17 protein-coding genes are annotated in these 14240 nt (G+C 38.2%); 4 read left to right on the top strand and 13 right to left on the bottom strand.

Annotated features, from left to right (window positions below; all coding sequences use genetic code 11):
• The first annotated feature begins 23 nt into the window (after positions 1-23).
• On the top strand, positions 24-524 hold the full coding sequence (locus AC1DEF_RS21910; RefSeq protein WP_013059631.1) for a phosphatidylglycerophosphatase A family protein: 501 nt from the start codon (positions 24-26) through the stop codon (positions 522-524).
• 36 nt (positions 525-560) lie between these two features.
• Here AC1DEF_RS21910 and AC1DEF_RS21905 read toward each other — a convergent pair whose 3' ends face one another.
• On the bottom strand, positions 561-1331 hold the full coding sequence (locus AC1DEF_RS21905; protein WP_097824856.1) for a TIGR01457 family HAD-type hydrolase: 771 nt from the start codon (positions 1329-1331) through the stop codon (positions 561-563).
• Positions 1332-1405: 74 nt separating this feature from the next.
• Positions 1406-1843 (bottom strand): DUF86 domain-containing protein, encoded by a 438-nt coding sequence (locus AC1DEF_RS21900; protein ID WP_043977243.1) that lies wholly within the window; start codon positions 1841-1843, stop codon positions 1406-1408.
• A gap of 162 nt (positions 1844-2005) precedes the next feature.
• Here AC1DEF_RS21900 and AC1DEF_RS21895 point away from each other — a divergent pair, with 162 nt between their 5' ends.
• Positions 2006-2272 carry a DUF3055 domain-containing protein gene (locus AC1DEF_RS21895; RefSeq protein ID WP_013059634.1) on the top strand — a complete coding sequence of 89 codons (267 nt, stop codon included), beginning with the start codon at positions 2006-2008 and terminating at the stop codon, positions 2270-2272.
• A gap of 48 nt (positions 2273-2320) precedes the next feature.
• On the opposite strand, the gene AC1DEF_RS21890 is transcribed toward AC1DEF_RS21895, so the two are convergent.
• The gene (locus tag AC1DEF_RS21890; protein WP_013059635.1) at positions 2321-2596 is read right to left on the bottom strand and encodes a YutD family protein; all 276 of its coding nucleotides are present in this window, start codon (positions 2594-2596) and stop codon (positions 2321-2323) included.
• A 196-nt stretch (positions 2597-2792) separates the two neighbouring features.
• Between AC1DEF_RS21890 and AC1DEF_RS21885 the strand changes: the two genes are divergently transcribed.
• Positions 2793-3434 carry a YhcN/YlaJ family sporulation lipoprotein gene (locus AC1DEF_RS21885; protein ID WP_097824857.1) on the top strand — a complete coding sequence of 214 codons (642 nt, stop codon included), beginning with the start codon at positions 2793-2795 and terminating at the stop codon, positions 3432-3434.
• 38 nt (positions 3435-3472) lie between these two features.
• On the opposite strand, the gene lipA is transcribed toward AC1DEF_RS21885, so the two are convergent.
• The gene (gene lipA, locus AC1DEF_RS21880) at positions 3473-4372 is read right to left on the bottom strand and encodes a lipoyl synthase (RefSeq protein ID WP_013059637.1); all 900 of its coding nucleotides are present in this window, start codon (positions 4370-4372) and stop codon (positions 3473-3475) included.
• Between the two features lie 316 nt (positions 4373-4688).
• Between lipA and AC1DEF_RS21875 the strand changes: the two genes are divergently transcribed.
• Positions 4689-5690: a M23 family metallopeptidase gene (locus tag AC1DEF_RS21875; protein WP_097824858.1), complete on the top strand. Its 1002-nt coding sequence runs from the start codon at positions 4689-4691 to the stop codon at positions 5688-5690.
• Positions 5691-5720: 30 nt separating this feature from the next.
• Here the strand turns inward: AC1DEF_RS21875 and AC1DEF_RS21870 are convergent, their stop codons facing one another.
• The 9 genes from AC1DEF_RS21870 to sufD form a co-directional block, all read right to left on the bottom strand.
• The gene (locus AC1DEF_RS21870; RefSeq protein WP_016765823.1) at positions 5721-5837 is read right to left on the bottom strand and encodes a methionine/alanine import family NSS transporter small subunit; all 117 of its coding nucleotides are present in this window, start codon (positions 5835-5837) and stop codon (positions 5721-5723) included.
• Positions 5837-7351, bottom strand: a complete 1515-nt coding sequence (locus tag AC1DEF_RS21865; RefSeq protein ID WP_097824859.1) for a sodium-dependent transporter — start codon at positions 7349-7351, stop codon at positions 5837-5839. The genes AC1DEF_RS21870 and AC1DEF_RS21865 overlap by 1 nt, the downstream gene beginning before the upstream one ends.
• Positions 7352-7599: 248 nt before the next feature.
• Positions 7600-8352: a sporulation protein YunB gene (yunB, locus tag AC1DEF_RS21860; RefSeq protein ID WP_013085335.1), complete on the bottom strand. Its 753-nt coding sequence runs from the start codon at positions 8350-8352 to the stop codon at positions 7600-7602.
• Between the two features lie 88 nt (positions 8353-8440).
• Positions 8441-8743, bottom strand: a complete 303-nt coding sequence (locus AC1DEF_RS21855; protein ID WP_013059641.1) for a YunC family protein — start codon at positions 8741-8743, stop codon at positions 8441-8443.
• 131 nt (positions 8744-8874) lie between these two features.
• Complete coding sequence (locus AC1DEF_RS21850; protein ID WP_013059642.1) at positions 8875-9729, bottom strand: DUF72 domain-containing protein; 855 nt, start codon at positions 9727-9729, stop codon at positions 8875-8877.
• 102 nt (positions 9730-9831) lie between these two features.
• Positions 9832-11229, bottom strand: a complete 1398-nt coding sequence (sufB, locus tag AC1DEF_RS21845) for a Fe-S cluster assembly protein SufB (protein WP_013059643.1) — start codon at positions 11227-11229, stop codon at positions 9832-9834.
• A 45-nt stretch (positions 11230-11274) separates the two neighbouring features.
• Entirely contained in the window at positions 11275-11709 is a 435-nt protein-coding gene (gene sufU / locus AC1DEF_RS21840) for a Fe-S cluster assembly sulfur transfer protein SufU (RefSeq protein WP_013085338.1), read from the bottom strand.
• On the bottom strand, positions 11699-12919 hold the full coding sequence (locus tag AC1DEF_RS21835) for a cysteine desulfurase (RefSeq protein WP_013059645.1): 1221 nt from the start codon (positions 12917-12919) through the stop codon (positions 11699-11701). The genes sufU and AC1DEF_RS21835 overlap by 11 nt, the downstream gene beginning before the upstream one ends.
• Positions 12919-14226 (bottom strand): Fe-S cluster assembly protein SufD, encoded by a 1308-nt coding sequence (gene sufD / locus AC1DEF_RS21830; protein ID WP_043977250.1) that lies wholly within the window; start codon positions 14224-14226, stop codon positions 12919-12921. The genes AC1DEF_RS21835 and sufD overlap by 1 nt, the downstream gene beginning before the upstream one ends.
• Positions 14227-14240: the final 14 nt, after the last annotated feature.

Genomic DNA, 14240 nt, shown 5'->3' with positions numbered 1-14240 from the left:
ATATAGAAAACAGGTGATGATACTTGGAGAAAAAACATACACAAAGTGAGTTAGAAAAAAAAGCAAGAGAATGGTTAATAGAACGCGGCGTGGCTCTTACAGACATTGCTGAACTGGTCTATTACTTGCAAAAAAAGTATCACCCAAACTTAACAATCGAAGACTGTTTATATAACGTTGAGCGCGTCATTTCTAAACGAGAAGTTCAAAATGCTATTTTAACGGGTATTCAACTAGACGTCCTCACAGAAAAAAAAGTGATTGAGCCGCCTCTGTTGGATATTCTTGAGAAAGACGAAGGTTTATACGGTATCGACGAGATTTTAGCATTATCGATTGTAAATGTGTACGGATCAATCGGCTTTACCAATTACGGGTATATTGATAAACAAAAGCCGGGTATTCTAGAACGATTAAACGATAAATCGACTGGAGAGTGCCACACTTTCTTAGATGATTTAGTAGGCGCAATTGCCGCCGCTGCTTCTAGCCGGTTAGCGCATCGGGCTGCCAGTCAAGAATAGGTTAAAAAACAAAAAAAGCTGTCAATTGACAGCTTTTTAAATTCGCTCCATCCACTCTTTTAGTGAATCTACCGTATATGTTGGCTTTTTCTCATATCCTTCTAGTAACTCTCTTGTTGTTACACCTGTATGGACTAATAATGTATCTAAGCCTGCATTCATCCCTGCTAAAATATCTGTATCATAGTAATCACCAATCATGATTGTTTCTTCTTTTGGCGTACCGATGACTTCAAGGGCTTGCTCCATAATAATACTTTCTGGTTTGCCAATAAATACTGGATTTTTTTGAGTAGAAACCGTAATAACAGACGTGATAGATCCATTACCAGGCAGTAAGCCTCTTTCAGTAGGAATCGCAATATCTCCGTTCGTTGAAACAAAAAAGGCGCCGTTTCGAACGTTTAAACATGCTTTTGCTAATTTTTCATATGTAATTTCTTGATCTAAACCAACAACTACAAAATCCGTATCTTCCTCTTCAATGGTAAATCCTTTTTCAAGCAACGCATGTCGGATTCCTTCTCCACCAATTACATAAGCTGAAGCGTTTGCTTTGCGTTCGTGTAAATAATTAGCTGTTGCCTGGCTCGTTGTAAAAACTTGCTCTTCTGTTGCAGGAATGCCAAATGCCTCTAGCTTTTCAGCTACTTTATCAGGCGTTTTTGTGGAGTTGTTTGTTACAAATAAATAAGGAATTCCTTTTTCCTTTAACTTAATAACAAAATCACGCGCCTCGGCAATTAGCTCTGTTCCTTTGTACATTGTTCCGTCTAAATCAATCAAATATCCTTTATATTCCTTCATGTTGTGTGATCTCCTTTCAAGTCTCATACTTGAAATCATAGCTTATTTTTTATACAACTACAACTTGCTTGCCTTTAGTTACGAAAAGCAGACACAGGTCCTAACTCTGTCTCTAGATATGTCCTTACGCGCTCTGAAAATGCTGCCAGTACGTCTTTATGCTGCATCACTTTTTGATAAATATCCTGATGATTAACATCCACATATTCTTGAACAACGCTTTTACGCAATTGAACGATCTCTTTTAATGGCGTTTCTTCCTCTTTTTTAACCACTTTCTCGTCAACTAAAATGTCAATGATATCGTCGTAACTGCCTGGATCTCTCATAATAAACCCATCAATCATTGCATTTCCTACATCTAAAACGTTTTCAATTAAAAGGTGTACAATTCTCTCTAATGCTTTTTTCTCTATTTCTGTGTTCCAGCTCGAATGCTCAGCAAACAAGCGAACATGTTCATCAAAAAAAACAAGCGTGGCTTCTATTTTTTCACGATCTACAAAGTACATATTATTTCCTCCCTAGTTGTCAGCTCTCTATAAATCTTTTTTCATAAACAAACGGGGTTCCTGTTCTATTTTATCATGACCCATTATCCATTTGATAAATTCATTTTTGTTTTTGACCTTATTTGATATGATACACATACAACCTATGAAAGGAGTATACCTATGAGCGAACGCTTTTATCTATATGACGATGTTGTATCTACAAAGACCCGGTTTGTCAGCTTTATGGGCGAAAATCAACGATTTGATTTAGCTATTATCCAAACCGACCGTTATTATGGCAAACAAGTTGTTCTTGATATTCAAGGAGGACGCTTTGCCATCATTGGACAAGATGACCTTGAAGAACCAAACTATCTTGAAGAAGTATTTAAATTAAACAGTGAAGACGGTCAGGAACTTCGCGAATTTTTATATGAAATCATCTAAAAAAAAAGGCAGCGTGAAGGACAATTAGTGTCTTCGGCTTGCCTTTTTTTACTTATGGACTTTTTTTAAGACAAAATACGCACAGCCAAAATTACAATATTCATGTAAATAGTCTTGAAGCGTACTAATCTTCGTATCATACGTTGCCTTTTGATTTCGGTCATCAAAAAAGCCTCGCAGTCGAAGCTGATTGTATCCCCAATCTCCCACAATATAGTCATAGCGGCTCAGCACATCAATAAAGCGACCTCTAAATGCCTCTTCATTAAATGCCTCACGCTCATCTTTTAATACTTCATAACAAATATTATTGATACAGACCATTGCTCACACCTCTTCTCTTAAAATTTACCATACCATAATTATGATGATGAAACCATCAATTAACATGAAATTTTTCACGTATAAGCAGCACTCTAATCCTGTAGGAGTTTTATCGGTATACCTACTGATCTTTTATGCTCCACATGAAGGTTCGCCGGTTTACCTGGCGTACGATATTTAACTACAGGAGGTGGAAATGGTGAAGAAATCTATTCTTGGAATCGCTTTGATAACAAGTATTTTAACCATTGGCTGTCAAAATAAAAACACAGCTGAAAATGAAAATTTATCACCAAACAACCCAGATGCCATTAATGTAAACGAGCCTAATCATTATTATAATCCAAATAATAATAGCGGCACAAATTATGGATATGTCCGATACACTAAAAACACAAATGAGCAAAATTCCAATATGAACCAAGTAGGAACATTTAATCGAGAAGAAGCAGCCGACAATATTAGTAAACTGAGCACCGCTATACCAAATATTAAGCAAGCCGCTACGCTAGTAACCGATAAAGATGTACTTGTTGCTTATAAAACAGATGCTAAAAATCGGAATAACGCAGCCGATCAGGTAAAACGTACAGCTATGTCTGTAGTTCCTCGGTATTATCATGTGTACGTCTCAGATAATCCGAAACAGATGGACCAAATCGAAAATATCAGTGAAATGAATACGCAAACGAATGATGCTAGAAAACGAATCGATGCCGTTATTCAACAAATGCTGAAATCTCCCCAAGGGCGTAACATGAACGGCGGAGAAGATGCAAATGGAAGAGAAAAAAACGAATTGAATGAACCGATGACGGACAAAGATATGGTGGAATAAACAAAAAAGGTGATGAGCATATCATCACCTTTTTTACCTTATTTACTTTCTTGTGCTTTGTTTTTTGCAGCAGCGTTAACTTGCTCATCTGCATGGTAAGAAGAACGTACAAGAGGACCTGCTTCGACATGGCTGAATCCTTTTGATAATGCAATTTCTTTTAGCTCTTCAAACTCATTTGGATGGTAATATTTTTGAACTTTTATGTGCTTTTTAGTTGGCTGTAGATATTGGCCTAGCGTCATAATATCTACATTGTTCGCACGCAAATCATCCATCGTTTCAATAATTTCTTCTTTTGTTTCTCCTAGACCAAGCATGATACTTGATTTTGTAGGGATATCCGGCTGCATTTCTTTTGCACGGCGAAGGAACTCAAGAGAACGCTCATATTTAGCACGAGCACGAACACGAGGCGTAAGGCTGCGTACTGTTTCAATATTATGGTTTAAAATATCAGGACGTGCGTCCATTACAATACGTAAGTTCTCTTCTACACCGCCCATATCAGAAGGCAATACTTCAATTGTTGTGAATGGATTTTTACGACGAATCGCACGAATTGTTTCAGCTAATACGCTTGCTCCTCCGTCTTTTAAATCATCGCGAGCTACTACTGTAATAACCGCATGTTTTAAGTTCATTAGCTGAACAGAATCCGCTACGCGTTCTGGCTCTTCTAAATCTAATTCTGTTGGTAAACCTGTCTTAACCGCGCAAAAACGACAGGCACGTGTACATACTTCTCCCAAAATCATAAAAGTTGCCGTACGACGAACAGCCCAACACTCATGAATATTCGGACATCTTGCTTCTTCACAAACTGTATGAAGGTTTTTTTCACGCATCATTTTCTTTAAGCCTGTGTAATTTTCGTTTGTGTTTAGCTTAATCTTCAGCCACTCGGGTTTGCGGACATGCTCTTCTTTTGTTGCCATATTATCAACTCCACCAATCTAGAAAATGTCTATAACCTATATGCTTAATTTTAACTACATATTAAAAACATAACTATATGTCACTTTATCATAAAAAAGTGAGATTCGACAAGTTGTCTGCTCTTTATTTTCCTGAGTTTTCTTCTATTTTCCATCCGAATGTGTGCGTTTTCATCCTCCGTATAATTTCCATTTATCTTCTGAATAAAATTCTTTAAAAAAGTTTTGGAGCGATTTCCATTAATTAATATTTATGAAATCTTTTTTCTCGCTGCAAACTAGTGTTACACACTATTTTTAGAAAGGGGGAAACACGATGCGCAAAACGATTATCTTACTTTTTATGTTCATGTCTATATTCACAGGATGGCACCACGTAACAGCTGAATCTTCAGCAGATCAAGAAAAAATGCTTATTCAAAAGAGATTAGAGCTATATAAACAAATGGAAGCCGCTACTACAATTCCTTGGTATTACTTTGCTGGGATTGATCAGTATGAACGAAATATTCGACGCTCTCATAAAGATATTCCAAGAGAAAAAGGTGCGATCGCCATTTATTATCCTCCAGAAAAATGGTCAGGTTCTCTAAATCCAAATTTGGAAGATACAAACCCACTCACTATTTCTCTCCTCGGGGGAATAGGTAAAGATGGGAATGGAGACAAAAAAGCAGACCAATTTAATGATGAAGATATGCTTTTTACCATGGCAGATTATATTCGGACGTTCGGGGTATCCGAAGACTATATTAAAATTGCGCTTTGGAACTATTATCACCGGGCTAAAGCGGTTGATATTATTTTAGGGAATGCTAAAATTTTTCGCCATTACGGTCGCATTGATTTAAAAGGTTCTTCATTTCCTGTGCCTCTCCGTGCGAACTACAGTTATCGCAGTACATGGGGAGATGCGCGCGGCTGGGGTGGAAAACGAATCCATGAAGGAACAGACATTTTTGCAGATTACGGAGTTCCAGTAAAATCCCCTTGCTATGGCATTATTGAGCTTAAAGGATGGAATAAATATGGAGGCTGGCGAATCGGTATTCGTGACCTTCATAATAACTATCATTATTTAGCCCATTTAAGCGGGTTTGCAAAAAATTTAAAAGTAGGGCAAATTGTAGAACCAGGAACACTCATTGGCGGAGTAGGAAGTTCCGGTTATGGACCTCCTGGAACTTCTGGGAAATTCCCTCCTCACTTGCATTATGGAATGTATAAAGATAACGGCAAAAATGAGTGGTCGTTTGACCCATATCCTCAGTTAAGAACGTGGGAAAGAAATGATCGTTTAGAACTAAAGAAAAAATAAAAAAACAGGAAGCCGACGCTTCCTGTTTTTTTATCCTGACGCTTTGCTTTCTTTTGCTTTTTTCACAGCATGAGCAATACTCGCGGCCAAGCCGCCCCATATGATGACCATTCCTACAACCATCATTGTAATTGAACTTCCATCCATTATTTAGAAACCCCCTTCTCTTTAACTGACAAACGGATCGTCTCATCTTTCCATCGTGCAAAAGAGAAAACAATTCCTAAAATAACAGCCAGAGCTGCCACGCCCCAACCAAAAGGACCTACAAAAGTCGTTGCATACTGCTCGTAATTTTCCGAAATATTTTTCCGGAAGTTATCAAACATCATATACCCAAGTACAAGTGGTGTAACGACTCCTAAACATATCTTCCACCATGATCCGATTCGGATATCAGAGACTTCATTTGCATGCTGCTGAAGGCTGCTCAACTTTTTAAATACCCAAGCAACTAATACAACTTCTACTAAGCCTGCTAAAGCAACTCCGAAGTTATTAATGAAATAGTCGACCACATCTAAGAAATAAAGTCCGCCTTGTGTTGCAAATAACAGCGAGCAAATTGAAGCGATTCCTCCGCCTATTAATACAGCTTTTGTACGTGAGATAGTAAATTTATCTTGAATGCCTGCTACAAAGGTTTCAATAATTGAAATAAGCGACGTTAATCCTGCTAATGTTAAGGAAGCAAAGAATAACATTCCAAACAGCTGTTTAAAGGCCGGAAATTCATTAATAATTTGCGGGAAAACAACAAAGGCTAGTCCTACCCCTCCCTGAACCACCTTATCGATTGGGATACCTTGCTGAGTAGCCATAAAACCAAGTGCGCTAAACACACCGATTCCTGCTAGTAATTCAAAAGCGGAATTACCGAATCCAGTAATAAACGCATTATTAGTTAAATCAGATTTTTTTGGAAGGTAACTGGAATAAGTGATCATAATAGCAAAACCAACAGATAAACTAAAGAAAATCTGACCATATGCCGCAATCCAAACCTTTCCATCTCCAATTGCGCTCCAGTTTGGTTTAAAGAAAGCGTGCAGACCTTCCATTGCTCCGTCCAATGTTACTGCTCGAATAACGATGATTAAAAATAGAACAATTAGTGTTGGTAAAAAGATTTTGTTTGCCGCTTCAATTCCTTTTTTGATTCCTTTTAATAACACACCTAACGTGACAATCCATACAAGTACAAGCGGAATTAAAACATGTAATACGATGCTTCCTGTTTGTCCTGGTGCTTCAGCTAATTTTAAGTAATCTCCATATAAAAACGCTTCCGTATCCTTTCCCCAGCTTAACTTAAATGAAAAGATAAAATACGACATCGCCCACGCGATAATAACGGAATAGTAAACTGAAATAAAAAAGGAAATAGCTACTTGCCACCAGCCTAGCCACTCAGCCTTTGGACTTAGTCTCGCTAATGATAAAGGAGAAGAACCTTTATATTTATGACCTATAGCAAACTCCATGATTAAAATAGGAATTCCTGCCGTCAACAAAGCAAATAAATAGGGAAGAAAAAATGCTCCTCCTCCGTTTTCATATGCAGTAGCTGGAAACCTCCATATATTCCCTAGTCCAATTGCTGAACCTGCTGCTGCTAAAATAAACCCTGCTCTTGATCCCCACTGCGGCCTATTTTCCACTGTAATTCCCCCTCTTGTTCTCTCCCTACTCTCTTTTTATCGTAGATCAGCGAGAATTTTTATAATTTTTAGATTATTCTTTCTATAACTTCCTATCTCAAATTATAGAAGGGAGAAGATAGTATGTCAAAATATTTTTTATAGAAAATTCAGACAAATGTTCTAATGAATAAAAGCAAGTATGAAAGTCTTTTTGAACTTCCGCACCTGCTTTTTTAATAATACTTTATCACGTTAATATAATATTGTTAATTTTTCTTCGGAAGTTCAATCGCCGGAGAAGACGAGTTTCCACCGTTAAAATAGTCAGGAACGTTTCCAGGAATAACGGTGCCTCCGACCGGGATTGTAGCCGTAACGGTTGTTTTTTTAGTTGCAAATGGGATAATGATTTGCATGTTTACTTTTACTTTGATAGATACTTCAAGAAACGCATTATTTATTCCATACTCTTCGATTTTTCGCACTACGTCTGTTTGAACGTCACCAATAGCATGAAATTTAACCGGAATCAGCGGACCTAGATTTCCAAGCAGCGCATTATTAGTCGCTTGCCCAAGCGGAACTTGGTATACAATTCCTTGATTCCGCAACTTTTCACTTTTTTCAATACGAATATCTGTTGGAAGTTCAAGTGCATCTAAATTCCCTTTCTCTGCTTCTTTTAAGTTAGCCTGGACAAATGACGTAGTTTGAGCTCTGACCCGATTTACAAGCGCTGTGTCAATTTTGGCTACTTGACCGTTAGGTGTGGATTCCACTTTAATGACATCTACGTCCAGTTGATCAAGTACCTGTTTATTCACCGCTTTATTAATAACTAAAGTTGCAATCTCTTTTGTTTGTGCTTCAGCATATTTCATTAACGTCGGTTCAATCCCTCTATTAATTAGCCATAATCCTACCCCTGTGGAAAGCATAAAAAAAAGAAAGGTGAGCAACAGAACGTAGCGAAAAGGAAGCGGGCCTTTTCTTGTTAATTTCCGACGAAGTTTAACCAAAAAAAATCCCTCCTTACAAGCTATATGTATGCATGTATAAGGAGGTTCACGCTTCTTTTAAAAGTTTTATCTTAAATTTTCCACTATATTAAAGCATTTTCAATAAAGCATCTTTACCAATTGTCCCTTTAAAAATCCCCCTTTTTTCAGCTTCAAGCGTTACAGATTCAAGAGGCGCTTCAAGAAGCTGCTCAATTGTACGTACACCTACAGCTCTTCCAGCTATTATTTGACGATCAGCTAATTTATCATTTAATAGACCTACGTCTAGTGCTCCGCACATAATGTACCCTTTATCTGATGAGATTGTTAACAGAGTTGTTTTTGGCAGCAATACGGTAACTGCATTAAACGTATGACCTTCAATTACGATAGGCGCTAAGGTAATCATAGTAACTCACTCCTTTCTTAATCAATTTATGATTTTGAAAGAAAAAAGTGAGGTTTTACATATACTTTTCTACCTATTTGACGTTTATATTCCTTCTTCCTTATTTATATAAACTTTTATAGGACTCAGTTCTAAAATTCATTAAAAAAATCTAATTGTTTAGGAGCTAAATTCTCATATTCAATATTTAATAAACTCATGAGCTGTTTGGCATTATGTACAGCATCTCCGCCCGAGTTATTATTAAATAACAGGTAAATGTCCTTCGTTTGTTTTTGTAGCTTTTCAAGCCGTTCTTTCCACTCTAGGAGCTCTTTTTCATTGTAACGATACAAAAACCTTACTGCTCGCCAATTGCCTTCTGCGGGCTTATTCCAACCGTGTACGTTTCGTCCGTGAAAACGGATAAGTGTTTTCTGTTTATCTGTAGCATGAATCACAATAGGAATAGAGCCTTCTCCTGCCTGCGGTTCATCACAAATACCGTGAATCCACTTCTCTTGTTCCATAAACGTTAGCGTTTTATCGTAGAAAAATGGCTTAAACCAAGATTGATTTCGAAACTCAAGCGCTACTGGCAAATCGCCAAACTTCTCGCGGCTATATCTCAAATAGGCTACATTTTCTTTTGTACAGTCAAACCAGGGCGGCATTTGAAATAAAATCATACCAAGCTTATTCGATGTTACGTAAGGCTTCACTGATTCTAAAAACGCATGAAACATTTCTTCTTTGCTATCAAACGGATTTCCTTCTCTCATATGGCCTGTCATACCTTGATAGGCTTTTACCACAAAACGAAAAGATTCCGGTGTATCGTTCACCCATTTTTCTACATTTGATGTTGGTTGAATTGCATAAAAAGATGAATCGACTTCAACAATTGGAAAATGGCCTGCATATACGGCAAGCTTGTCTCTTGATGAAACCCCCGCTTCATATAATGAATCATGATCTCCCCAGCCTGTAACTCCAATATAAATCATGCCACTCCTCCTCTATGTTCTTAGCTTCGCTTTTCTTTATTTTAATACAAACGATACAAAAAAACTCGTTTGCATAAACAGCAAACGAGTTTTGATCTATTATTAACCGATTGAACCTTCCATTTCAAATTTGATTAGACGGTTCATTTCTACTGCATATTCCATTGGAAGCTCTTTTGTAAATGGCTCAATAAAGCCCATTACAATCATTTCTGTTGCTTCTTCTTCAGAAATACCGCGGCTCATTAGATAGAATAATTGTTCTTCAGATACTTTCGATACCTTCGCTTCATGCTCAAGTGAGATGTTGTCATTTAAAATCTCATTGTACGGAATTGTATCAGAAGTTGATTGATTATCCATAATCAGCGTATCACACTCAATGTTCGCACGTGCACCTTCTGCTTTACGGCCGAAGTGTACGATACCGCGGTATGTTACTTTACCGCCTTGTTTTGAAATTGATTTTGATACGATCGTTGAAGATGTGTTCGGTGCTAAGTGAATCATTTTTGCACCAGCATCTTGGTGCTGTCCTTTACCAGCAAGGGCAATAGATAATGTCATACCACGTGCACCTTCACCTTTTAAGATAACAGCTGGATATTTCATTGTTAACTTAGAACCGATGTTTCCATCAATCCATTCCATTGTTGCGTTTGCTTCACAAACCGCGCGTTTTGTTACAAGGTTGTATACGTTGTTCGCCCAGTTTTGAATTGTTGTATAGCGGCAATACGCATCTTTTTTGATGATGATCTCTACAACGGCACTGTGAAGAGAGTTTGTTGTATAAACAGGTGCTGTACAGCCCTCTACATAGTGAACGTGTGAGCCTTCATCAGCAATAATTAACGTACGCTCAAACTGTCCCATATTTTCAGAGTTAATACGGAAATAAGCTTGTAATGGTGTATCTACTTTTACGCCTTTTGGTACGTAAATGAATGATCCACCAGACCAAACCGCCGAGTTAAGTGCAGAGAATTTGTTATCCGTTGGCGGGATAACTTTTCCAAAATGCTCACGGAAAATATCTTCGTTTTCTTTTAGCGCCGTATCCGTATCTTTAAATACGATACCTTGTGCTTCAAGATCTTCTTTCATATTGTGATAAACAACTTCAGATTCGTACTGAGCTGATACACCCGCAAGATACTTTTGCTCTGCTTCAGGAATACCTAGTTTATCAAACGTTTGTTTAATTTCTTCAGGAACTTCATCCCAAGAGCGTTCAGACTTCTCAGATGGTTTTACGTAGTACGTAATTTCATCAAAGTCTAAGCTTGCCATGTCTCCGCCCCACTGTGGCATTGGCATGTTGTAGAAGTGCTCTAGAGATTTCAAACGGAAGTCAAGCATCCATTGTGGTTCCTCTTTCATACGAGAAATTTCTTCTACGATTTCTTTCGTTAAACCGCGTTTTGAGCGGAAAATTGATACGTCTTTATCGGAAAATCCATATTTATAATCGCCGATTTCTGGCATTTTTTTAGCCATCTTTTATTACCCCCTACTTGATAGGATTGGGAATGAATGAAGGTCTTATTTTTGTTCGTTAAGACCTTTTTCCATCGCTTTCCACGCTAGTGTTGCACATTTAATACGCGCAGGAAATTTTGCTACACCTTGAAGTGCTTCAATATCTCCTAAATCTATACTATCATCATACTCTTTACCTTGCATCATGTCAGAGAAGATATGGGCCATTTTAAACGCTTTGTCTACTTCTTGACCTTTAATTGCTTGTGTCATCATTGAAGCTGATGACATTGAAATTGAACATCCTTCGCCTTCGAACTTTGCATCCACCACTTTGCCGTCCTCTACTTTTAAAGAAAGTTCAATGCGGTCTCCACAAGTCGGGTTATTCATATGAATGTTCACAGTATCTTCATTCAACGTTCCACGATTACGCGGATTTTTATAATGGTCCATAATTACTTGACGATAGAGAGTATCTAAATTATTAAAAGCCATTTGTAAAATACTCCTTCGTTTTTATTAATGATGACACCAATTTATCTACTTCTTCTTCCGTGTTATACAAATAGAAGCTTGCACGTGCAGTAGAAGATACGTTTAAATATTTCATCAGCGGCTGCGCACAGTGATGACCTGCACGAATCGCAATTCCATCAGCGTCTACTACTGTTGCAACGTCGTGCGGATGCACATCTTCAATATTAAACGTCACAACACCCGCTCGCTCTTTCGGTCCGTAAATCGTAATTCCATCTACTTGCGATAAGCGATCCAGTGCATACTGCGCTAACTTGTGCTCATGTGCTTGAATATTATCTAAACCAACTTCTTCTAAGAAATCAATCGCTGCACCTAAACCAATTGCACCTGCAATGATTGGCGTACCTCCTTCAAATTTCCAAGGAAGCTCTTTCCACGTTGATTCGTATAGGTTTACAAAGTCAATCATTTCGCCGCCAAACTCGATTGGTTCCATTTTTTCAAGAAGCTCTTTCTTTCCATAAAGAGCGCCAATTCCAGTCGGTCCGCCCATTTTATGTCCAGAGAAAGCAAAGAAATCACAGTCTAAATCTTGTACATCCACCTTCATATGAGGCGTACTTTGCGCACCATCCACAACCATTACTGCACCGTTAGCATGTGCAATTTCTGCAATCTCTTTTACTGGGTTAATCGTGCCCAATACGTTAGATACTTGCATAATCGATACAATTTTGGTGTTGGATGTAATCGTGCTTTTTACCTCTTCTAGTGAAAGTGCATGATCTTCTGTTAATGAAATATATTTTAACGTTGCACCTGTTTCCTTGGCAACTTGCTGCCAAGGAATGATGTTGCTGTGATGCTCCATATAAGTAATCACAATTTCATCACCAGGTTTGAGATTAGCACGGCCATAGCTTGCAGCTACTGTATTAAGAGCTGTCGTTGTACCGCGCGTAAAGATAATCTCTTCCGTTGATTTTGCATTAATAAACTTACGAACCTTTTCACGAGCGCCTTCGTATCCGTCTGTTGCTCTTGTACCAAGCGTGTGAACACCTCGGTGTACGTTTGAGTTATATTCTTTATAATACTTCTCAATTGCTTCAATTACAGCAAGCGGCTTTTGTGAAGTTGCTGCACTGTCTAAATAAACGAGCGGGCTGCCATTTACCTCTTGGTCTAAAATAGGAAATTGTTTACGAATATCAGAGATATTCATTATCGAACTTTCCTTTCAATTAAATCTGTTAATTGCTTTTTAACCGTTTCGATTGGCAACTCGTTTACAACTGGTGCTAAGAACCCGTGGATAACTAGACGTTCTGCTTCTGTTTGCGGAATACCGCGGCTCATTAAGTAGTAAAGCTGAATTGGATCTACGCGTCCAACAGATGCAGCGTGTCCTGCTGTTACATCGTCTTCATCAATTAGAAGAATTGGGTTTGCGTCTCCACGTGCTTTTTCACTTAACATTAACACACGAGATTCTTGCTCAGCGTTTGATTTAGACGCACCGTGTTCAATTTTACCGATACCGTTAAAGATTGAAGACGCGCTTTCTTTCATAACGCCGTGTTTTAAAATGTAGCCTTCAGAATGTTTTCCAAAATGTACGATACTTGTTGTTAAGTTTTGAGACTGTTCTCCACGTCCAACTGTTACCGTTTTTGTATCTCCATAAGAACCGTCGCCCATTAGATACGTTGTATTTTCTGAAACTGTATTTCCTTCACTCATTAAGCCTAAAGCCCACTCAATGCGACCATCTTTTCCCGCTACGCCGCGGCGGTTCACATAAGTAGTTGTGCCTTTAGCTAAGTAGTCAACAGCCCCAAATGTTACTTTTGCATTGCTGTTAGCAAATACTTCCGTCACGATATTGACAACACCTTTTGACTCTTCAGCAGTAGCAATGTAGTTTTCTACATATGTTACTGAGCTGTTGTCTTCAGCTACAACAATCACATGGTTGAATAAAGCAGCTTCTTCATCTTCACGGACAAATACAGCTTGAAGCGGCTCTTGTACTTCTACATTTTTAGGAACGTACACGAATACACCGCCGTTTAATAACGCTGCGTTTAATGCAGTTAAACGGTGCTCATCTACTTTAACTCCGTCTTTCATGAAGTACTTCTCGACAAGGTCGCTATGCTCTTTAGCAGCTGTTTGAATATCTGTAAAGATAACGCCTTGAGACTTTAGCTCTTCTGTTAATGTTGAATATGCAGCTGTTTGGTCACGCTGAACATATAGATTTTTAACAGCTTCTGTATCAATCAATGCTTTAACCACTTCTGGAAGCTCGTCTACAGATGAGATTGTGCTTGCCTGTGAAGTGTGCTTGTCAAATGCAGTAAAGTTCCATTTCGAAATGTTTGTTTTATCTGGCTTTGGAAGTGCAAGATCTTCTGCTTTCGCAAGAGCTTGTAAGCGAAGATCTAGCAGCCAACTTGGTTCATTAGCTTCTTTTGAAAAGCTGCTGATGTACTCTTGATCAAATGGTAATTTCGTATCAATAGTCATAGAGATCCTCCTAA

The sequence above is a fragment of the Priestia sp. 10L35 genome (assembly GCF_056395685.1).
The sequence above is the reverse complement of the archived record's forward strand: the minus strand, read 5'-3'. Positions and strand labels throughout refer to the sequence as shown.